The sequence below is a fragment of the Marinactinospora thermotolerans DSM 45154 genome (genome assembly GCF_900167435.1).
Classification (GTDB): Bacteria; Actinomycetota; Actinomycetes; order Streptosporangiales; family Streptosporangiaceae; genus Marinactinospora; species Marinactinospora thermotolerans.
In genome coordinates this window covers 1-19,727 of record NZ_FUWS01000003.1, presented here as the reverse complement: position 1 = coordinate 19,727, position 19,727 = coordinate 1, and the positions used below count along the sequence as shown (strand labels likewise).

The window sequence follows — 19,727 nt, the reverse complement described above, 5'->3', positions numbered from 1 at the left end:
CAAGAAGGCCCCGTGGCCGACGGCCACGAGGTCTTCTCAGGTGTGCTCCACGGGTGCTCAGACGCCCTGGCCCAGGGCCTCCTTCGCGCCCTCGACCGTGGCGATGTCGCGCTCGGCCGGACCGGTGTAGCGGGCGCTGGGGCGGACCAGGCGGCCGGTGCGCTTCTGCTCCAGGATGTGCGCCGACCAGCCGGCGGTGCGGGCGCTGGTGAACATCGAGGTGAACAGCGTTGAGGGGATCTCGGCGAAGTCCAGGACCACGGCGGCCCAGTACTCGACGTTCGTGGCGAGGACGCGGTCGGGCTTGCGGGCCTGGAGCTCCTCCAGCGCGGCGGTCTCCAGCGCGGCGGCCACCTCGTAGCGCGGGGCGTCGAGCTCCTTGGCGGTGCGGCGCAGCACGCGGGCGCGCGGGTCCTCGGCGCGGTAGACGCGGTGGCCGAAGCCCATGAGCCGCTCGCCCTTGTCGAGCGCCTGCGTGACGTAGGCGCGGGCGTCGCCGATGCGCTCGGTCTCGTCGAGCATGTGCAGCACGCGGGCCGGGGCGCCGCCGTGCAGCGGGCCGGACATGGCGCCGACGGCGCCGGAGAGCGCGGCGGCCACGTCGGCGCCGGTGGAGGCGATGACGCGGGCGGTGAACGTCGAGGCGTTCATGCCGTGCTCGGCGGCCGACGTCCAGTAGGCGTCGACGGCCTTGACGTGGCGGGGGTCGGGCTCGCCGCGGAGCTGGATCATGAAGCGCTCGACCACGGTCGAGCCCTCCTCGACCCGCTCCTGCGGGACCGCGGGCTGGTCGCCGTGGGCGGACTGGGCGATCACGGACAGGGCGGCGGAGGCCGCGCGGGCGAGGTTGTCGCGCGCTTCCGCGTCGTCGATGTCGAGCAGCGGCTTGAAGCCCCAGCGCGGTGCCAGGGTCGCCAGCGCGCTTTGGACGTCGACGCGCACGTCACCGGTCGAGACCGGCGGGGTGATGGGGTCCGCGAAGGGAAGTCCGGGATCGAGGCTGTTGTCGACCAGCAGCCCCCATACGCGCCCGAAGGTGACGTGACCGACGAGGCTTTCGATGTCGACGCCCCGGTACCGGAGGGCGCCGCCCTCCTTGTCCGGTTCGGCGATCTCGGTCTCGAACGCCACGACTCCTTCGAGCCCGGGTTTGAAGTCCGACATACCGGCTTCCTCCGTCTTCTCGGTCCATGGACGGGGTTGGTCCAGTGAACCGGTTAGGCATTTTTCGATGACACGCGAGGTGCCGCAATGGTTCCGATAGGCCTGGTGGTTCTATCGTCGGCTGGCGCCTTGCCTCCAGGTCGTGTGAGGATGCACCACTATGGACCATTGTGACCCCGCCGAGCTGCGTGAACCTTACGACGGTACGCCCTTGTACCGGTCCGCTCTGGCTCCGCATCCCATGGAGCAGTTTCACATTTGGTTCACACAGGCGCACACGGCGGGGCTGGCCGAACCCAACGCCATGGTGCTGAGCACGGTGGAGGAGACCGGCGCACCCCGGGCGCGGACCGTCCTGCTGAAGGGCTACGACCAGCGTGGCCTGCGGTTCTTCACCAACTACACCTCCCGCAAGGGGCGCGCCCTCCAGGCCGAACCCCGGGTCTGCGCGGTCTTTCCCTGGCACGCGCTCCGCAGGCAGGTGGTCGTCTGCGGCAGTGTCGAACGTCTCAGTGACGAGGAGAACGACGCCTACTTCGCGCGCCGCCCCCGCGGCTCGCAGATCGGGGCGTGGGCGAGCGAGCGGCAGTCCGCCCGGGTGACGGGACGGGAGGAGCTCGACGAGCTGTACGCGCGGTTCGAGCGGAGGTGGGCGCCGGGCGAGCCGGTGCCGCGCCCCTCCTATTGGGGCGGGTTCCGCATCCGTCCCACGGAGGTGGAGTTCTGGCAGGGGCGTCCCGACCGGATGCACGACCGCTTCCGCTACCTTCCCGCCCCGGACGGCGGCGAGGAGGGGTGGGAGATCGACCGGCTCTCCCCCTAGGGCCACGGCCGGTCGCGGGGGGTGTGACCCGGTTACGGTCCGTGCATTGCCGGGAAGTGGGCCTTCCGTTGCCACGCTATGATGGGGATATCGGTGGCCGCTCCCGCGGCCAGGAGCGCTGTGACCCGACGAAATGCGGCGCAGACCGCATGGACACCCCGGAACACGAGCGCGCTGGCCCGCGTTGAGAGATCTGCCGTTGAACGCTCTCAACGGGCCCACGAGGGGAGGGGGAGCCTTGACCGCACACGGGCTTATCGACACCACGGAGATGTACCTCCGCACCATCTTCGAGCTCGAAGAAGAGGGCATCGTGCCGCTTCGCGCTCGTATCGCCGAACGACTCCAGCAGAGCGGTCCGACGGTCAGCCAGACCGTCGCGCGCATGGAACGCGACGGCCTGCTGCGTGTCGAGAACGACCGGCACCTCGTCATGACCGAGGAGGGGCGCACGCTCGCGACTCACGTCATGCGCAAGCACCGTCTCGCCGAGCGGCTGCTCGTCGACGTCATCGGCCTGCCCTGGGAGGACGTCCACGTCGAGGCCTGCCGCTGGGAGCACGTCATCTCCGAGGCCGTCGAGGAACGCCTGGTCAAGCTGCTCAACGCCCCCTCGGTCTGCCCGCACGGCAACCCGATCCCCGGTCTGGACGAGCTCGGGCTCAAGGACTACTCGCCCGAGCCCTTCTCCGACGACTCGATCGTCCCGATGGTCGAGGTCGCCAACGCGGTCGAGACCGCCGTCACCGTGCGGCGCATCAGCGAGCAGGTCCAAAGCGACACCGAGGTCATGCTGCTCCTCAAGCGCGCCGGGGTCCGGCCCGAGCAGGACGTGGTGGTCGTCGCCGGCGACGATGGCGTCCGGGTGAGCAGTGGGGCGAACGGGGACGGTGAGCCGACCGATCTGCCGCGGCAGATCGCCGGCCATATTTTCGTCACCAAGCCGTGATACATCCGTGAAGTGCCGGGGCGGTGCTCCGCGGACAGATGTCACGTTGGTCTGCGCGCGTGTTCTCCCTGTTGCTACCCTCACCTCATGGCGTGGGCCGGTCGACGTGGAGCTCCAGGTACCCGTCACGCGGGGGCGGTGCGGGACGTGTGGGTCATCATGAGTACGGTCCGTGACGGCGAGGTGGCGACTTTATGAAGCGGTGGGGGGAGACCTTCTCCGGCGAGGACCCGCTCGCAGGGGCCGAGGTCCTGGATCATGCACAGGTCGCCGTCATCGTCACCGATCGCTTCAGTCACCTCCGCTACTGGAACGCCTACGCGGCGGAGCTGTTCGGCCTCTCGCGCGGTCGTGACCACCTCGGCGCCTCCCTGCTCGACATCGGCGTCCACGACGCCGACTCCGAGAACGCCGCCCAGCTCGCCCGCAGGGTCCTCAAGGGCGAGACCTGGGAGGGCACGTTCGCGGCCCTGCGCGGCGATTCCACCTGGATCCACGTGCGCGCCCAGGCCGTTCCGTACAAGCACTCCTCCGGTGCCATCGAGGGCATCGTCATCTTCGCCTACGAGGCCATGCGCAACGGCCGGGTCGAGGAGCAGTACGGCCTGATCGACCGGGTCGGCACCCGGCTCTCCAGTTCCCTGGAGTTCGGCACCACCATGAAGTCGGTCGCCGAGATCCTCGTCCCCCAGTTCGCCGACCACTGCTTCATCGACCTCTACGACCACGACCGTCTCGTCCGCAAGGTCTCGGTGCACGCCGAGGGGTGGCGGCCCCCGCCCGGGAGCTGGATCGACGTCGGCGAGGAGGTCAGCTACCCCGACCACCACTTCGTGCGCAAGGCGATGCGGCGGCTCGAGACCATCGTCGTCGGCGACTACGTGCACGCCGGCAACGTCGCCCCCAACGAGCACTCGGCCATCGTCTCCGAGCAGGTCGGCATCACCTCGGCCATCGCGGCGCCGCTGCGGGCCCGGGGCGAGCTGCTGGGCGCCATGACGCTCGCGCTGTCCAACCTGTCCCCCCGCGACAAGACCGCCTACGACGGGTTCGACCGTGACCTGGTGGGCGCGATCGCCTCGCGGGTGGCGCTGGCCATCGACAACGCGCGGCTGTTCGAGGAGGAGCGCAGCACGGCGCTCGCCTTCCAGAACAGCCTGTTGCCCCGCTCCTTCCCCGCCTTCGACGGCCTGACGATCGCCCACCGCTACATCCCCGCCAAGCCGCTGGAGACCCACGGCCACGGCATCCAGACCCAGGTGGGCGGTGACTTCTACGACGTCATCCCCCTGTCGGCGGGCCGGGTCGGCATGGTCGTCGGCGACGTCGAGGGCCGGGGGCCGCACGCCGCGGCGGTCATGGGCCAGCTCCGCGCGGCGCTGCGCGCCTTCGCCCAGGCCGACCGCGAACCCGCCGACATCCTGCGCGAGCTCGACGAGTGGGTCCGCCAGCTCGGCCGTCCCGACGGCGAGGGCGGCGTGTGGGTGCCCAGCGTCAGCTGTCTGTACATGGTCTACGACGCCTGGTCGCGCGAGCTGTCCTACGCCAACGCCGGCCACCAGCCGCCCCTGCTCATCTGCGAGGGCCGGGTCGAGGACCTGGAGCTCGAGGTGACCGACCGCCTGCTGGGGGTCAAGGTCAAGGGGGCCGGCCTCGACGACGGGGTCTACCACCAGGCCACGCTCACCCTCCCGCCGGGCGCCACGCTGCTGCTCTACACCGACGGCCTGGTCGACCGCCGCCCGTTGGGGGGCACGGTCGACATCGCCCGCTCGATGGCGCGGCTGCACGACCGGGTGCGCGAGGTCGCCAGCAAGGACGTGGAGCAGATCGCCGAGGCCGCCGTGACCGCGGTCCCCGGCGAGATCGACGACGACACCGCGCTGCTGGTGGTGCGCTCCCACCCCGAGGAGCTCGCCCTTCAGGAGGGCTGGTTCGTCGCCGAGGCGCCCACCGTCGCCGAGGCCCGCCACCTCGCCGCGTCGACCTTCGCCGACTGGGGGATGGACCGCGACCAGGCCGAGCTCGCCTGCCTGCTGGTGTCGGAGATCGTCACCAACGTCGTCATCCACGCCACCCCGCACCCCGTGAGCCGCGAGTTCACCGCCAACGGGGTGAAGGACTCCGACGCCGCGACCGACTTCGGAGTGTCGGGGGGCGGGTTCGACGACTTCGACGAGGACTGGTCGGACCTGCTGGAGGAGGCGGGCGGCGAACCCGAGGAGCAGCCCAGCCGCGAGTTCCTGCTCCGGTTGCGGCGGGGCGCGTCGTCGGTGTGGGTCGAGGTGTTCGACCACGACCTGCGCCTGCCCCGGATCAGGAGCGCGGGCGCCGACGACGAGGGCGGCCGGGGCCTGTACCTCGTCGACCAGCTGGCCACCCGCTGGGGGTCGCGTCCCACCCCCGACGGAAAGGCCGTCTGGTTCGAGGTGCCCATGCAGGGCGAGTGAGCTTCCACGGTGCGGGGCCCGTCGCTCGACGGGCCCCGCACCGTTGTGTCACCGCCAGGACCACGCCCACAGCAGCAGCACCAGGAAGATGAAGAACACCACGATCCCGCCGGTCGTCCAGGGGACGTGTATCCGGCGGCGGAGCATGCGCACCCCCAGGACCAGGAGGATGACCAGCAGTCCAAGGACGATGGCACCGTCGTACGCGCCGGAGTACATGTCGTCGTGACCCTTTCGCCGTGACCCGAGGGGACGTGGCTACAGGCCCAGCGAGCGTCCCACGATCTCCTTCATGATCTCGGTCGTCCCACCGAAGATCGACTGGATGCGGGCGTCCTGCCAGGCCTTCGCCACGGGGTACTCCATCATGTACCCATATCCGCCGTGGAGCTGGAGGCAGCGGTCCATCACCTTGTTGCACAGTTCGGTGGTCCACCATTTGGCCTTCGCCGCGTCCTCGGCGGTGAGTTCGCCGCGGTTGTGCAGGGTGATCGCGCGGTCGACGTAGGTACGGGCGAGGTCGATCTCGGTGGCGAGCTCGGCAAGGACGAAGCGGGTGTTCTGGAACCTGCCGATGGGGCGGCCGAACGCGGTGCGTTCCTTGCAGTAGTCGATGGTCCGGGCGAGCATCCGCTCCGCGCCCGCGGTCGCCGCGACGGCGATCGACAGCCGCTCCTGCGGCAGGTTGCGCATCAGGTGGATGAAGCCCTGGTTCTCGGTGCCGATGAGGTTGGCGGCGGGCACGCGCACGTCGGTGAAGGACAGCTCGGCGGTGTCTTGGGCCTTGAGGCCGATCTTGTCGAGGTTGCGTCCCCGTTCGAAGCCGGGCGTGCCCCGCTCCACGGCGATGAGGGAGAAGCCGTGCGCGCCGGCGTCGGGGTCGGTCTGGGCCACGACGATCACCAGGTCGGCGTTGATGCCGTTGGTGATGAAGGTCTTCTGCCCGTTGAGGACGTAGTGGTCGCCGTCGCGGACCGCCGTGGTGCGGATGCCCTGGAGGTCGCTGCCGGCCCCGGGTTCGGTCATGGCGATGGCGGTGATGAGGCTCCCGTCGGCGAAGCCGGGCAGCCAGCGGCGCTTCTGCTCGTCGGTGGTCAGGCCGACCAGGTAGGGGGCCATCACGTCGTTTTGCAGGGTGAAGCCCAGCCCCGAGGCGCCGGCGGCGGTGATCTCCTCACCCACCACGGCGTTGAAGCGGTAGTCGTCGATCCCGGAGCCGCCGAACTCCTCGGGCACTCCCAGGCCGAGCAGGCCGACCTCGCCGGCCTTCGTCCAGACCTCGCGCGGGACGATGCCGTCCTTCTCCCACTGGGGGTGGAAGGGGGTGACCTCGCGTTTGAGGAACTCGGCCACGGAGGCGCGGAAGAGGTCGTGTTCGGTGTCGAAGAGTTCCCTGCGCATCTCCGCTCCCTCGGTCGCGCCGGCGCCGCCGCGCGGGCGGTGGTCGGTGTCCGTCGTCTGCTGGGGACACCGTAACCGAATCCTGTTCGGTTTTACATGGCAGGTGTTCCCGGCGCCGATGTCGGAACTTCACTGCGTCGCTCTAGGTGAAGAAGACGTTACTGAGCGTATTGTCATGTGCGGGACCGGTGTCTCGAACGGGGGAGCGAGCCATGGCCAAGCACGCGGCGTCCTACCGCAGGCGCCGGCAGGCGGGGGAGACGCACGTCCTCGTCATCGTCGGCGCGCTGCTGCTGGCGGTGCTGGTGTCGGCGTTGAACCAGACGGTCGTGTCCACCGCCATGCCCACGATCGTCTCCGACCTCGGCGGCCTCAGCCACATCTCCTGGGTGGTCACCTCCTACCTGCTCGCCGTCACCGCGACCACGCCCCTGTGGGGCAAGCTCGGCGACCAGTTCGGCCGCAAAGGGCTGTTCCTGCTGTGCATCGTCATCTTCCTGGTGGGCTCGGCGCTGTGCGGGCTGGCCCGGACCTTCGAACACCTCATCCTGTTCCGGGCCGTCCAGGGCGTCGGCGGCGGCGGGCTCATGGTGCTGGCCCAGGCGATCATCGGCGACGTGGTGCCGCCCCGGGAGCGCGGCAGGTACCAGGGGCTGTTCGGCGCGGTGTTCGGGGTCGCCAGCGTCGCCGGCCCGCTGCTGGGCGGGTTCATCGTCGACAACTTGTCGTGGCGCTGGGTGTTCTACGTCAACCTCCCCCTGGGCGTCGTCGCGCTGGTGGTGCTGGTGTTCGTGCTGCCCGCGCTGCGTCCCGACGTCCGCCGCACCGACGTCGACTACGCCGGGATCGTGCTGCTCGGCGCGACATCGGTCGCGCTGGTGCTGATCACCTCGTGGGGCGGCACCACCTATGACTGGATCTCCCCGCAGATCATCGGCCTGGCCGTGGCCGCCGTCATCCTGGGGGCGCTGTGGTGGCTGAGCGCGCGCCGGGCGGCCGAGCCGGTGCTGCCGCTGGGGCTGTTCCGCAACCCGGTCATCCTCGTCGGGGTGCTGGTGAGCTTCGCGGTGGGGTTCGCGATGATGGGGGCGCTGGCCTACCTGCCGTTGTTCCTCCAGGTGGTGCACGGCTACTCACCCACCGCCTCGGGGCTGCACCTGCTGCCCATGGTGCTGGGCCTGCTGCTGTGCTCGATCGGCAGTGGCATTCTCGTCAGCCGCACCGGCCACTACCGGCTCTTCCCCATCGTGGGGACCGCGGTGGTGACCGTCGCCCTCTACCTGCTCTCCCACCTGCGACCCGACACCTCGGTGTGGGTCATGAGCGGCTACTTCTTCCTGCTCGGGGTGGGCCTGGGACTGACCATGCAGGTGGTCGTCATCGCCGTGCAGAACGCGGCCGAGTACCGCGACCTGGGGGTGGCCACGTCCGCGGCGACCTTCTTCCGCTCCATCGGCGGCGCGTTCGGCACCTCGATCTTCGGCGCGGTGTTCGCCGCGCAGCTCGAAGACAACATCAGCGAACTGGCCGGGCGCATCCAGGTCCCGGCCGGTATGGACATCCAACGCCTCCAGAACGAGACGGGGCTGCTCGCGCAGCTCCCGGCCGAGTCGCGCGAGCTGTTCCTGGGCGCCTACGCCGACTCGGTGGACACCGTCTTCCTGGCCGCGGTCCCGGTGGCCGCCATCGCCTTCCTCCTCTCGCTGTTCCTGCGCCAGGTCCCGCTGCGCACCACGGTCGGCACCCCCGACCTGGACGAGACGATCGCGCCGGTGGCGACCAGCCGCGACCGTCTCGCCGCGGTCGAGCGGATGGCCTGGCGGATCAGCGGCCGCCAGGGCGGGCGGCGGATGTACGAACGGCTGGCCGGGGAGGCCCACGTCGACCTGTCCCCGGCCGCGTGCTGGCTGGTGACGCACATGGCGGTCACCGGTCCCATCACCGGGGAGGAACTGGCGCGCCTGTCCAAGGCCCGGGAGGAGACCCTCGACCAGGTGCACCAGGAGCTCACCGCCGCGCGCCTGCTCGCCGACGAGTCCTCGACGTGGCGGCTCAACGCCCACGGGCGCGACGTCGCCCGCCGGCTCTTCGAGGCCCAGGACGACGCGCTGCACCGGGCGTTGCGCGACTACTCGCCCGAGGAGCATCCCGAACTGGTGGCCCTGCTCTACGACCTGTCCCGGCGGACGCTGGGGGAGGAGTCCGACGCCGAGCTGGTCCGCGACCCGGGGCCCGCCCGCCCGCTGTAGGACGCCCGCCCACCTCGCGCAATCGCGCCCCGGGGTCGTGCCGGCCGCCCTCGGCCGAATATGGTTCGGTTTACAGGTTCGACCGGAGGCCCCCAGGAGGACACCGTGGCTGAGGCATACATCGTCGGAGCGGTCCGCACCCCCGTAGGGACGAAGAAGGGCGCGCTGGCCGCCGTGCACCCCGCCGACCTGGGGGCGCACGTGCTCAGGGAACTCGTCGACCGCACCGGGGTGGACCCCTCGGCGGTCGAGGACGTCATCATGGGCTGCGTCAGCCAGGTCGGCCCTCAGGCCCTCGACCTCGCCCGCACCTCCTGGTTGTCGGCGGGCCTGCCCGAGACCACCCCCGGCGTCACCATCGACCGCCAGTGCGGCTCCTCCCAGCAGGCCGTCCACTTCGCGGCGCAGGGGGTCATGTCCGGCACCCAGGACCTCGTGGTCGCCTCCGGCGTGGAGAACATGGGCATGGTCCCCATGGGCTCCAACGTCCAGTACGCGATCGACGCCGGGCTCGCCCTCTACGGCGAGGGGTGGGTCGAACGCTACGGCCTTCAGGAGATCTCCCAGTTCCGCGGCGCCCAGCTCATGTGCGAGAAGTGGGGTCTCTCCCGCGAGGACCTGGAGGTCTACGCGCTGGAGAGCCACCGCAGGGCCGCCACCGCCCTCGCCGAGGGCCGCTTCGACGGGCAGGTCGCCCCGATCGCCGGCGTCACCCGCGACGAGGGGGTGCGCCCCGACACCTCCCTGGAGGCCATGGCCGGGCTCAAGCCGCTGCGCGAGGGCTGGGCGCTCACGGCCGCGGTGGCCAGCCAGATCTCCGTCGGCGCCGCGGCCGTCCTGATCGCCTCGGAGCGCGCGGTGGCCGACCACGGGCTGACCCCGCTGGCCCGCATCGTGCAGCTCTCGCTGGTGGGCGACGACCCCGTCTACATGCTCACCGCGCCGATCCCCGCCACCCGCATCGCGCTGAAGAAGGCGGGGTTGAGCATCGGCGACATCGACGTCACCGAGATCAACGAGGCGTTCGCGCCCGTCCCCCTCGCCTGGCAGCGTGAGATCGGCGCCGACCCCGCCACCGTCAACCCCAACGGCGGCGCGATCGCGCTGGGCCACCCGCTCGGCGCGACCGGTGCCGTGCTGATGACCAAGCTCGTCCACGAACTGCACCGCACCGGTGGCCGCTACGGCCTCCAGACGATGTGCGAGGGCGGCGGCCAGGCCAACGTCACGATCGTCGAGCGGGTCTGATCGGGCGCGGGGGTCCCCGCCCCTCGCCGCTCGGACGAGGGCCGGGGACCTTCGGCGGCCGGGCCGCCTCCTAGCCGGCGCCGGCCCGCGTGGACTCCGTGGCCTCATCGCCGGGCTCGGCCCGGGCCGCGTGCCGCGCGCCCCGGCGGCGCCGATGGGACCGGTGCACGGTCCGCGCGATACGCCGGCCGACCACCGCGTACCCGATCAGCGCCCCCGAGGTGTTGAGGATGACATCGTCGATGTCGAAGGCGCGTCCCGTCACCAGGAGCCCCTGGGCCACCTCCACCAGCAACATCACCAGCGCGGTCAACAGCACCACCCGAACGCCGCGCGTCCGCGGCAGCAGCACCGGCAGCAGCACCCCGAAGGGGACGCCCAGCACGACGTTGCCGCCGACCTGCTTGAGCGCCTCGTGCGCCGGGGCGTCCAGGTACAGCCGCAGCGACGCGCCCGGCTCCAGGTTGCTGTGGACCACGCCGACCGCGCCGGGCACGGGGGTGAGCGTGATCTGGGCGAGGAAGGCCGCGAAGCCGACCATGGCGACGAACGCCACCAGCACGGCGAGGGCGCGGAGTACCAGTACCCCGAACGCCCGGAGCCGGGAGGGCTGTCCCGGCTCCGTGGGTGTGGCCCGGACGGGGCCGGGCTGTCCGTCGGTCTGCGGAGAGGGGACGTTCATCGTTTCCTCCTGAGCCGCCTGCGCCGGTGGATCACCGGGAACGGGCCGGGAGGACCGGTCCTGCCACCGACGCGCCCGGAGGATTCCCCCTGCTCGGGGAATCATGCGGGCGGGGGCCGGGAACAGCGGGTTCCGGTGGCCGGGTCGGGGATCCGGTCGTCCGCTACGCCCGGAACGGCCGGACCCGCTTCGGGGAGACGGGACGGCCCCCGCGGAACGTGCCCGCGGGGGCCGTGGGGCCGGGTGGAGGGAACCGGCCGGCGAAGCGTCTCGGGGCGCGCCTACTCGAAGTCCTCGCGGGTCGTCCCCGTCCGCTTCATCTCGTCCTCCAGCGCGGCCCTCATCTGGCTCCGGTCGTCGCGCTCCTCCCCGTTGCCCTGCTCGTTCTCCTCATCGGGGGACGGCAGGTTCTGGTCGGTGTCGCCGGTCTTCGCCCTGTTCTCCTCGGGCATCGTCATCGCGCCGCTCCTCTCGCGTGCCGGTCGTGCCCCGCGCCGCTACCCGCCTTCACGGCGGGGTAACCGGCACGGCGCCCCCACCCGCTCCGCGGGGCGTCACAGGAACCGTTTGACCCCCGGGATCGCCCGGACGAGGACGGCCACCAGCCAGCACAGCGGCACCGAGAGCACCAAGACCACCGCGAACTTCGCCACGGCGATCGCCTCCCAGCCGCTCAACGCCATGCTCACCCCGATCAGCACCAGCGGATGCAGGACGTACACGGCGAAGGCGTTGTCGGCCAGGAGCCGGCCGAACCGGCCCTGCCGGTTGAAACGCTCGCGGAACAGGACGGTCAGGGCGATGATCACCGACACCGCGAAGGTGCTCTCCACCAGCAGGAGCACCGCGGGCGCGAGGGCGTCCGGTCCCGGGACGGTCCCGTCCCACAGGACGTGCACCGCGATCCAGGCGGTCAACGCCACCCCGGCCACGGCCAGGGCCACCCCGCCCGCCTTGCGGGGGATCCGCCGGGGCCAGTCCCCGCGGAAGGCGAACACGCCGACGACGAACAGGGCCACGTACTGCGGCAGGTATTGCGGGCTGGGCAGGCCCACGACCGGCCAGTGCAGGGCGGGGAAGAGGGTGCGCCAGACGTGACTGACCAGCGCCAGCCCGACCGTGAACGCCACCACCGCGAGCGGGCCGGGCAGCCGGCCGGGGGCCGCGGGCACGGCTTCCACGTCCTTTGCCCGCCGGTCGCGCAACCGCCGCACCAGCACGTAGACCAGGCAGAACACCAGCAGCACCTCGGCGAACCACAACGGCCCCGGGTCCCAGGAGAGCAGGTAGAACAGCCAGTACGGGAGCTCCGTGCCCTCGGCGGCGGACGCCTCCTGGATGAGGACGAAGCTGGGGTGCATCACGATCGGGCGCAGGATCAGCAGGAACAGCAGCAGCGGCACGCCGAGCCGGACCAGCCGCTCGCGGACGAAGCCGCGTCCCCCCTTGCGGTCGTGCGAGCCGGGCACGAAGTACCCGGAGATGAGGAAGAAGAAGCCCATGAAGAAGGTCTGGTTGGTGATGACCAGCAGGTCCAGCAGCGCCCCCGAGCCGTCGGTGGCCGGCTCGCTGTAGTACCAGACGGGGATGTTGCCGTAGGTGACGGCGACGTGGTGGGCCAGGACCAGGACGGTCAGCACCACGCGCAGGTTGTCGACGTAGTAGAGCCGGGGCCGCCCGGCCGTCCGGGGAGGTTCCGGACGGCCGGGGGCCGTTGGGGGGTGTACCTGTTCGGTCATCTGGGGGGGCTCGCTTCCGTACCGGTGGGGGCCCGGGATCAGCTCCCGGGAGGGATGGCGCGAGTGGCGTGCTCGAAGAGGTCGGCCAGCTCGCGGGCGTAGGCGTCGAGATCGTGCTCGGGGTGGTTCTCCCAGTAGGCGAACATGTGGTCGATGGCCGCCTGCTGGCTGACCGCCATCACCCGCGTGTCGAACGGGCGGAACTCCCCGCGCTCCTGGCCGGTCCGATACACGGCCTCCAGGGAGTCGTAGATCGGGTCGCTGCTCTGCACGCCGTAGCGGGAACGGCCGTCGGGGTCGCGGAATCCGGTGAAGATCTCGCTCAGCGCCTTCAGGTGTTCGCGATGGTCGCGCATATAGGCGGCCACGGTCAGAATGTGGGTACGCAGGACCGCGGTGGCGGTGGGCGCCTCGGTCCATTCGGTGATCTCGGCGACCACCGAATCGGCGACGTCGGTGTAGATCTGGTCCACCACCTTTTGCACCAGCTCGTCCTTTCCCGCGAAGTGATAGGAGATGACGCCCTTGCTGATCCCGGCGCGCTCGGCGATCCGGGCCAACGAGGCGTTGGCGAACCCGACGTCGGCGATCGTGGCGATCGCGGCGTCGATGATCTGCGCCCGCCGGGCCTGCTCGATGAACGAACGACCCTTCCTGTTCTTCTGGCCGCTTGGCTTATTTTCTGACCGCATGGCCAGAATTTAGCACGCATGGCCAGGTGACAATAGGGGTTTCCCCCTAGGTAACCCTGAGAGGACCCTGGCCCGTCTCAGGGGCGGGAGGGGTCCTGCGAACACGCTCGGAGACCGACCGGGCGGCGGAGGGCTTCCGAACGCCCGGGAAGAGCGGGAGGCGCCGGACCCTGGAAGCCGGGGGCCGCGGGGCGCTTCGGGGCCTCGTACCCGAGCTCCGGGAAGCGGCCGCTCCGGGGAGAGATCCACTGATGACGTCCCAGGTCACGACGGTGCTCCCCGCGCGCGGGGAGGGGACGGCCTCTTACCCGGCGGTGTCGTCGGCTGGGTGCACTCCCGCGCAGGCGGGGAGGGGCCCGTCTGGGTCATGACGGCGCCCGTTGGGATGACGCGCTCCTCGCGCGGAGCGCCCCTCCGGTTTCACGGTCCCGAAAGGAGAACCTTCGGGCAGAATGACTGTCACCGGCTCGACCCACGGGCCGCACCAATGGGCTCCCGAGTTTTATAAAGCGGAGATAACGGCCCGCGAACCCGCAGGTCATCTTCTGCAAGCCCCGCGCACGCGGGGATGGACCCATCCCGAGCGGGCTGATGAGGCCCATGAGCCCGCAAGCCCCGCGCACGCGGGGATGGACCGAGCTGGACGCCCTGGCGACCCCTACCTACGGGGCAAGCCCCGCGCACGCGGGGATGGACCGCGCTCGGGGATCACTCTGGGCGGCGCGGCCGAGCAAGCCCCGCGCACGCGGGGATGGACCGTGGTTGACCAGCTCCGGGTAGGCGCGCTCGGTGTAAGCCCCGCGCACGCGGGGATGGACCGAGCTGAAGATGCGCCGGGCGGAGGGGGCACCGCGACGCGCGGCGGTTCCTGGCCGGGGAGGGGGCCATCCTCCTGGCCTTCGCCGGCTGGTCGGCCTGGAGCCCCCTGAACCTGCTCGCCGCCATGCGCGACCCTATCCGGCCGAATCCCGCCGGCCTCCCCCCGCACCTCGGCGTCGAACCGTTCCACGCCGTGGCCGATCGCTTCGCTCGCCTCCGCCTTCGTCCTGGGCGCCCTCACCGTCTTCCACCGCCGAGTGGTCCGCCAAGGCGCCACGCGGGCCTGACACGCGAGAGAGAGCATGCTCATCCTTGAACAGCCTCGGCAAGTCCTTCGGAGCGCGCACCCTGTGGAGCGATCTGGACCTTGAGGTCGAACCGGGCCGGATGCTCGCCCTCGTCGGCGCCAGCGGCTCGGGCAAGACCACCCTGCTCAACTGCGTCGGCCTGCTGGAACACCCCGACACCGGGCGGATCCTGTTCGAGGGCACCGACCTGACCCGGCTCCGGCCGGGCGGGCGGCGCCGGTTCCGCCGCGACCGGCTCGGCTACCTCTTCCAGGACTACGCGCTCATCGACAACACCACGGTCGGGCCAACCTCGACGTGGCCCGGCGACGCGGCACCCCGCGGGACCACGGCGCGGCGCTCGAACGCGTGGGGCTGGCCGGCCGTGAACGCGAGATCGTGCACCACCTGTCCGGCGGGGAGCATCAGCGCGTCGCCCTGGCCCGGCTGCTGGTCAAACGCCCCGCGCTGGTGCTGGCCGACGAGCCCACCGGCGCGCTCGACGCCGCCAACGGCGCGATGGTCGTGGACGTGCTGCGGCAGATGAGCCGTGAGGGGCGCACCGTGCTCGTCGCCACCCACAACGACAGCGTGCGCGACGCCTGCGATCACACCTTCGACGTTTCGGCGCACACGAGGTCGGCCCTCAGCGGGTGAAGCGGAGAACCGGTCCGTTGGCGGCGGGCGGGGACTCGCCGCGCCGACTAGAACCGGCCATGACGAAAATGCACTGAGCCGATAGAGGTGCGGTCATTCCGGTGGTGAGGACGCGACCGGACTGCCCGAAACCGTCTTACAGGGGCTTCCGTCCGGCCGTAGTGGGCGGCCCGTGTTCCGGTCGACGGCCGATGGTTCCCCGGCAGGGACTGCGGGAGATGTCGAACCGCTGATCTCCGGTCTCCCGGTTTCGGCCACTATCCGGCGCGAGATAGGGAAGGACGGAAATCCGTTCCCCGCCGGGGCCGGCAGCCCCACGGCGGCCTGCCGGTTTCCGGGTCGCCCCGCGTGCGGGGACCGGGATCGCGTGGGCCGGAGACCGTGGGGGCTGTGGGCGGCGTCGCCGGGATGGGTGGGACCCGCTGCGAGGCGCGCCCCACGGCATCAAGCCGGGGCGGGGCCGGCCGACGCCGACGGCCCCGCGTTCCGTGGAGTGCGGGGCCGTGGCGGGTGTCCCGGTCAGTCGAGGACGGCGAACGCCTCGACCTCGACGAGCACGTCGGGCTCGAACAGGTAGTCGACGCCGATGAGCGACGCGGGCGGCAACGGCCGCGGGATCCCCAGCTCCTCGGTGGCGCGTTCGATGCCCGCGATGAAGGCGTCGTACTTCTCGGGGCTCCAGTCCGTGGCGAAGAACCTGAGCCGTACGACGTCGGAGAAGGTCGCCCCGGCGCCGGCCAGGCCGCGCGCGGTGTTGCGCAGGGACTGCACCACCTGGCCGGCGAGGTCGCCCGGCGCGATGCGGTTCCCCTCGCCGTCGCGGGCGATCTGGCCGGCCACGTGCACGTGGCGGGTGCCCGTGCCAATCGAGACGTGGTGGTAGGGGACGGGCTGGAACATGCCTTCGGGGCTCAGCAACTGCACGGTCATGGGAGACTCCTCCGCTTGCGGATCAGCAGGTATCCCATGTCTACTTGGTGTGTAAAGGGAACTTCAACGAGACTAGGTGTCATGAAGGAAACCGCCCACCCCGCGCCCGACCGGCCCCAGATCACCGCGACACACCGCGAGCTGCTCGACCAGGTGCTCGACAAGTGGTCGCTCCACGTGCTCGACGAGCTGTGTGAACGGTCCCTGCGTTTCAACGAGCTGCGCCGCGCGATCCCCGTCGTGACGCAGAAGTCGCTCACGGCGACGCTGCGGCGCCTCGAACGCAACGGGATGGTCGAACGTCTCATCGTGAACACGCGGCCGATCGCCGTCGAGTACCGGATCACGCCGCTCGGTAAGACGCTCCAGGACCTCATCGACGCGCTCCTGGAGTGGTCCACCGCCAACATGCCCCGCGTCGAGCGCGCACGCGCCCGGTTCGACGCGGAGGAGGGGTGAGGAGGAGCGGCGCGGTGGGCGTGCGCATCCAGCGTTTCCCCTGGCCGGAGGGGAACGGGGTGGGCGGGCGGGGCGTGGCCTCGGAGCGGTCCGCGTTGGGAACGGGCATGTCCTCGACGCTGTGACCGGCCGTGCGTGGTGCCGGACGCGCGACTCCGGAGCCGGGAGCGGGGCCTACCGCCACAGGCGGGGGAGGCGAAGACGTGAACTGTTCGCGGCTTTTGTGACTCCGAATGGTTTTTCTCGCCGACTGGGCGAATTTCAAGAAGTGGTCGAAACGAGGGGTGCCTGCTGATAACGTCCCAGGTCAGTAAGTCTGCTCCCCGCGCACGCGGGGATGGTCCCGTCGGCGCCGCTCTCCCGAGAGCGTGGCCGAGCTGCTCCCCGCGCACGCGGGGATGGTCCCCGCGAGCAACCAAGCAGCAAGCCGAGGCGGAACTGCTCCCCGCGCACGCGGGGATGGTCCCTGGACCCACGCCATGGACTGCTGTTCCAGCCCCTGCTCCCCGCGCACGCGGGGATGGTCCCAAACAAATCCGCGGCTGGGTGCGCGAGGGCATCTGCTGCCCACGCGCGCGGAGAAGGTCCCGGGACCGGCACTGGTGGCGAGCCGCTCGGCTTCTGCTCCCCGCGTGCTCGCGGTCCGGGCGCGGCGGGTCGCGGCGGGTCACCGACCTGGCCGGGGGCCGGTCATGGCCGGGCGGCGCGGGCGTCGCGGACGGCGAGGGCGATGCGCAGGAGGGCGGTCGCGGTGCCGGCGGCCACGGCGGCACCCACCGAGACGGCGAGGTCGGGCACCCAGGCCGCGAGCCGGCCCGGCCCCATCAGGCCCGTGGTCAGGGCCGGCGCGGCCCACGGCAGCACCCCCGCCACGCACCAGGCGACGGTCGAGGTGAGGCGCCGCCGGAGGGGGAGGGGCGCGGCCGGGCGGCGCAGGAGCAGGGCCGAGCGGAGCGCCGCCAGGACCATGGCCACGGCCAGGGCGGTGGTGCCCCACACGGCCGCGTGGTGGGCGGAGGCGGACGGCGCGTCGGCGGGCGCCCCGCCGCCCGCGAGGATCCGGGCGGCGCCGAAGCCGACCTCCATGACCGCCGTGTCCTGGAGGAGTCCGTACAGGTTCTGGGAGAGGACGAGGGCGACGTCCTGTTCGGGCAGCAGGAACACCATCGCGGAGTAGCCGGGGGTCCCGCCCGTGTGCCAGACGGCGCCGTCGAGGGGCGCGTCCAGGCCGCCGACCCGCCAGCCCAGCCCGTACCCGGTCCCGGAGCCGTCGGGGTGGAGCCGGCCCTCCTCACGCATTAGCCGCGTGGATTCGGGGGTGAGGACGGCCGCGCCCTCGGCGGTCTCGCCTTGTCGGAGCTGGAACGCGGCGAAGGCGGCGAGGTCGTTCAGGTCCCCGCCCAGGTAGCCGTAGCCCGCGCCGTCGTCGTCCACGCCGCCGGCGACCGGGCTCGCGACGCCCCACAGCAGCTGGTGCCCCGGGGGGAGGTTCCGCTCCCGGGCGGACGCCCGGCCGGTGATGGCGCCGTCCATGCCGGCCGGGTCGAGCACGGCGTGTTCGAGGTGGTCGGCGAAGGGCCGTCCGGTGACGGACTCGACCAGGGCGGTCAGGACGAGGTAGTTGGCGCTGCTGTAGGCGTACACGGTTCCGGGCGGGCCGAGGGGGGTGACGTCGTCGAGGGCGCGGGCGCGTTCGGCCGCGCCGGGGCAGTCGGCGTCGAGGCAGTCGGTGACCTTCGGTGTCGCTGACGCGGGGATGCCGGCGGTCTGGTGGAGCAGGTGGCGGACCGTGACGCGGGAGGCGTGCGCGGGGCCGCCGAAGCCGAAGCCGGGCAGGTGGTCGACGATCCGGTCGTCCAGGGAGAGCCGCCCGTCCTGGACGAGGACCATCACGGCGGTCGCGGCGGCCGGTTTGGCGATCGAGCCCCACAGGAACGGGGTGTCGGCGGTGACGGGTTCGCCGTGCCCGTCGGTTCCCCAGGAACGCTGGTGGAGGGGTCCGTTGGGGCCGACCACGGCGTAGGAGAGGCCGGGGGCGCCGGTGGCCTCCATCCGCTCTTGGACGTAGGCGTCGATCGTGGCGTAGCCGCCGGCCGGGGTGGTGGCGGCGGACGCCGGGCCGGCCGGCGGGCACAGGAGCAGGCAGAGCAGCAGGGATGACGTGCTCGCGGCGACGCGCCGCAGGCGGGAGCGCATGGGTTCCTCATCGGTTTCGGAGGCGGGACGGATAACCGTATGGCGATACGGTTTTTATCGTATGGTGGTACGGTTATCAAGTGCCGAGGACCGCCGACCACGAGGAACGTCGCCGTCAGATCGCCGGCGCCGTCCGCGAACTCATCTCCGAACACGGCCTGGACGCCGTCACCGTCGCCCGCACGGCCGCCGCCGCCGGGATGTCGGTCGGCCTGGTGCAGCACTACTTCCGCAGCAAGGACGAGATGCTGCTGCACGCTTTCAACGAGGTGAGCGCGGCCATCCGGGACCGGGCCGGGGAGCGGATCCGGGCCGGGATCGAGCACCGGCGGCCCATCGCGTGGGTCCTCGCCGAGGCGCTGACCGAGTTCGTCCCCCTCGACGAGCGGCGCCGCACCGAGTTCCGCGTCACCCGGGCGTTCGCCGGCCGCTCCCTGGACGCGCCCGCCCTCGCCGAGGTCGACACCGAGACCGCGCGGCGGGTGCGCGAGGACATCGCCCGGGCCGTCCACAACGGCAAGGAGTGCGGTGAGGTCGCCCCGGACCTCGACCCGTGGCCCGCGGCGGTCCGCCTCGCCGCCGTGACCGAGGGGCTCGCCACCCAGGTCTACCGGGACCCGGCCGGGGTGAACGGGACGCCGGCGGCCGAGCTGGCCGAGTCGCTGATCGCCGCCGAGCTGGCCACCGTCTTCACGGGCGAGTGCCGCCAGTACGCCAACGGCGCCTGACGGGCGGGCGCGTTCTCGCCGGCGCTCCTACAGGGCCGGGGCGACGCTCCTAGCGGGGTGTGGTCTCCCGGGTGGTCGGGGCGGGTGTGGACCTCGCCGTTCCTCCGGGAGGTGGCCTGTGGCCGTCCAGAGGGTGGTTCGTGGTTCGGTGGGTGTTTTGCCGGTTTCTTAAGAAGTGGTCGTGAACGGCTTCGGAGCTCGGTAACGTTGCAGGTCAGTAAGAGTGCTCCCCGCGCACGCGGGGATGGTCCCCC

16 protein-coding genes, 1 pseudogene and 2 CRISPR repeat arrays are annotated in these 19,727 nt (G+C 71.6%); of the genes and pseudogenes, 8 read left to right on the top strand and 9 right to left on the bottom strand.

What is annotated here, in order from left to right:
* Positions 1 to 57: 57 nt before the first annotated feature.
* On the bottom strand, positions 58 to 1,164 hold the full coding sequence (locus B5D66_RS05640) for a citrate synthase 2 (RefSeq protein ID WP_078760573.1): 1,107 nt from the start codon (positions 1,162 to 1,164) through the stop codon (positions 58 to 60).
* Positions 1,165 to 1,324: 160 nt separating this feature from the next.
* On the opposite strand from B5D66_RS05640, the gene pdxH reads away from it, so the two are divergent.
* From pdxH to B5D66_RS05625, 3 genes are all read left to right on the top strand, one after another.
* Entirely contained in the window at positions 1,325 to 1,987 is a 663-nt protein-coding gene (pdxH, locus tag B5D66_RS05635; RefSeq protein WP_078760572.1) for a pyridoxamine 5'-phosphate oxidase, read from the top strand.
* A 238-nt stretch (positions 1,988 to 2,225) separates the two neighbouring features.
* Positions 2,226 to 2,936, top strand: a complete 711-nt coding sequence (locus B5D66_RS05630) for an iron-dependent transcriptional repressor DtxR (protein ID WP_078760571.1) — start codon at positions 2,226 to 2,228, stop codon at positions 2,934 to 2,936.
* A 194-nt stretch (positions 2,937 to 3,130) separates the two neighbouring features.
* Positions 3,131 to 5,386, top strand: a complete 2,256-nt coding sequence (locus B5D66_RS05625; RefSeq protein WP_078760570.1) for an ATP-binding SpoIIE family protein phosphatase — start codon at positions 3,131 to 3,133, stop codon at positions 5,384 to 5,386.
* A 48-nt stretch (positions 5,387 to 5,434) separates the two neighbouring features.
* Here the strand turns inward: B5D66_RS05625 and B5D66_RS25660 are convergent, their stop codons facing one another.
* Together B5D66_RS25660 and B5D66_RS05620 are read right to left on the bottom strand one after the other, a co-directional pair.
* Positions 5,435 to 5,605 (bottom strand): hypothetical protein, encoded by a 171-nt coding sequence (locus B5D66_RS25660; RefSeq protein WP_200813541.1) that lies wholly within the window; start codon positions 5,603 to 5,605, stop codon positions 5,435 to 5,437.
* A 39-nt stretch (positions 5,606 to 5,644) separates the two neighbouring features.
* Positions 5,645 to 6,787 carry an acyl-CoA dehydrogenase family protein gene (locus B5D66_RS05620; RefSeq protein WP_078760569.1) on the bottom strand — a complete coding sequence of 381 codons (1,143 nt, stop codon included), beginning with the start codon at positions 6,785 to 6,787 and terminating at the stop codon, positions 5,645 to 5,647.
* A 212-nt stretch (positions 6,788 to 6,999) separates the two neighbouring features.
* On the opposite strand from B5D66_RS05620, the gene B5D66_RS05615 reads away from it, so the two are divergent.
* Positions 7,000 to 9,036 (top strand): MDR family MFS transporter, encoded by a 2,037-nt coding sequence (locus tag B5D66_RS05615; protein WP_078760568.1) that lies wholly within the window; start codon positions 7,000 to 7,002, stop codon positions 9,034 to 9,036.
* 105 nt (positions 9,037 to 9,141) lie between these two features.
* The gene (locus B5D66_RS05610; RefSeq protein WP_078760567.1) at positions 9,142 to 10,284 is read left to right on the top strand and encodes an acetyl-CoA C-acetyltransferase; all 1,143 of its coding nucleotides are present in this window, start codon (positions 9,142 to 9,144) and stop codon (positions 10,282 to 10,284) included.
* 70 nt (positions 10,285 to 10,354) lie between these two features.
* Here B5D66_RS05610 and B5D66_RS05605 read toward each other — a convergent pair whose 3' ends face one another.
* From B5D66_RS05605 to B5D66_RS05595, 4 genes are all read right to left on the bottom strand, one after another.
* A complete protein-coding gene (locus tag B5D66_RS05605) occupies positions 10,355 to 10,966 on the bottom strand; it encodes a VanZ family protein (RefSeq protein WP_200813540.1) in 612 nt (203 codons plus the stop codon).
* Between the two features lie 281 nt (positions 10,967 to 11,247).
* Positions 11,248 to 11,424 (bottom strand): hypothetical protein, encoded by a 177-nt coding sequence (locus B5D66_RS25390; protein WP_159457218.1) that lies wholly within the window; start codon positions 11,422 to 11,424, stop codon positions 11,248 to 11,250.
* Positions 11,425 to 11,520: 96 nt separating this feature from the next.
* Entirely contained in the window at positions 11,521 to 12,705 is a 1,185-nt protein-coding gene (locus tag B5D66_RS05600; protein WP_078760565.1) for an acyltransferase family protein, read from the bottom strand.
* Between the two features lie 38 nt (positions 12,706 to 12,743).
* Positions 12,744 to 13,397 carry a TetR/AcrR family transcriptional regulator gene (locus B5D66_RS05595; protein WP_078760564.1) on the bottom strand — a complete coding sequence of 218 codons (654 nt, stop codon included), beginning with the start codon at positions 13,395 to 13,397 and terminating at the stop codon, positions 12,744 to 12,746.
* 547 nt (positions 13,398 to 13,944) lie between these two features.
* A CRISPR array of direct repeats spans positions 13,945 to 14,217; the repeat unit is 29 nt; unit sequence GCAAGCCCCGCGCACGCGGGGATGGACCG.
* Positions 14,218 to 14,528: 311 nt separating this feature from the next.
* Here B5D66_RS05595 and B5D66_RS05590 point away from each other — a divergent pair.
* Positions 14,529 to 15,160 (top strand): annotated as a pseudogene (locus B5D66_RS05590) (ATP-binding cassette domain-containing protein).
* 519 nt (positions 15,161 to 15,679) lie between these two features.
* Here B5D66_RS05590 and B5D66_RS05585 read toward each other — a convergent pair.
* Positions 15,680 to 16,090: a RidA family protein gene (locus B5D66_RS05585; RefSeq protein ID WP_078760563.1), complete on the bottom strand. Its 411-nt coding sequence runs from the start codon at positions 16,088 to 16,090 to the stop codon at positions 15,680 to 15,682.
* 81 nt (positions 16,091 to 16,171) lie between these two features.
* Between B5D66_RS05585 and B5D66_RS05580 the strand changes: the two genes are divergently transcribed.
* Positions 16,172 to 16,549, top strand: a complete 378-nt coding sequence (locus B5D66_RS05580; RefSeq protein WP_078760562.1) for a winged helix-turn-helix transcriptional regulator — start codon at positions 16,172 to 16,174, stop codon at positions 16,547 to 16,549.
* Between the two features lie 316 nt (positions 16,550 to 16,865).
* Positions 16,866 to 17,138: a CRISPR direct-repeat array (repeat unit 29 nt; unit sequence CTGCTCCCCGCGCACGCGGGGATGGTCCC).
* 101 nt (positions 17,139 to 17,239) lie between these two features.
* Here the strand turns inward: B5D66_RS05580 and B5D66_RS05575 are convergent.
* Positions 17,240 to 18,745 carry a serine hydrolase domain-containing protein gene (locus B5D66_RS05575; protein ID WP_078760561.1) on the bottom strand — a complete coding sequence of 502 codons (1,506 nt, stop codon included), beginning with the start codon at positions 18,743 to 18,745 and terminating at the stop codon, positions 17,240 to 17,242.
* A gap of 80 nt (positions 18,746 to 18,825) precedes the next feature.
* Here B5D66_RS05575 and B5D66_RS05570 point away from each other — a divergent pair, with 80 nt between their 5' ends.
* Entirely contained in the window at positions 18,826 to 19,473 is a 648-nt protein-coding gene (locus tag B5D66_RS05570) for a TetR/AcrR family transcriptional regulator (RefSeq protein ID WP_078760560.1), read from the top strand.
* The last annotated feature ends 254 nt before the right edge of the window (positions 19,474 to 19,727 follow it).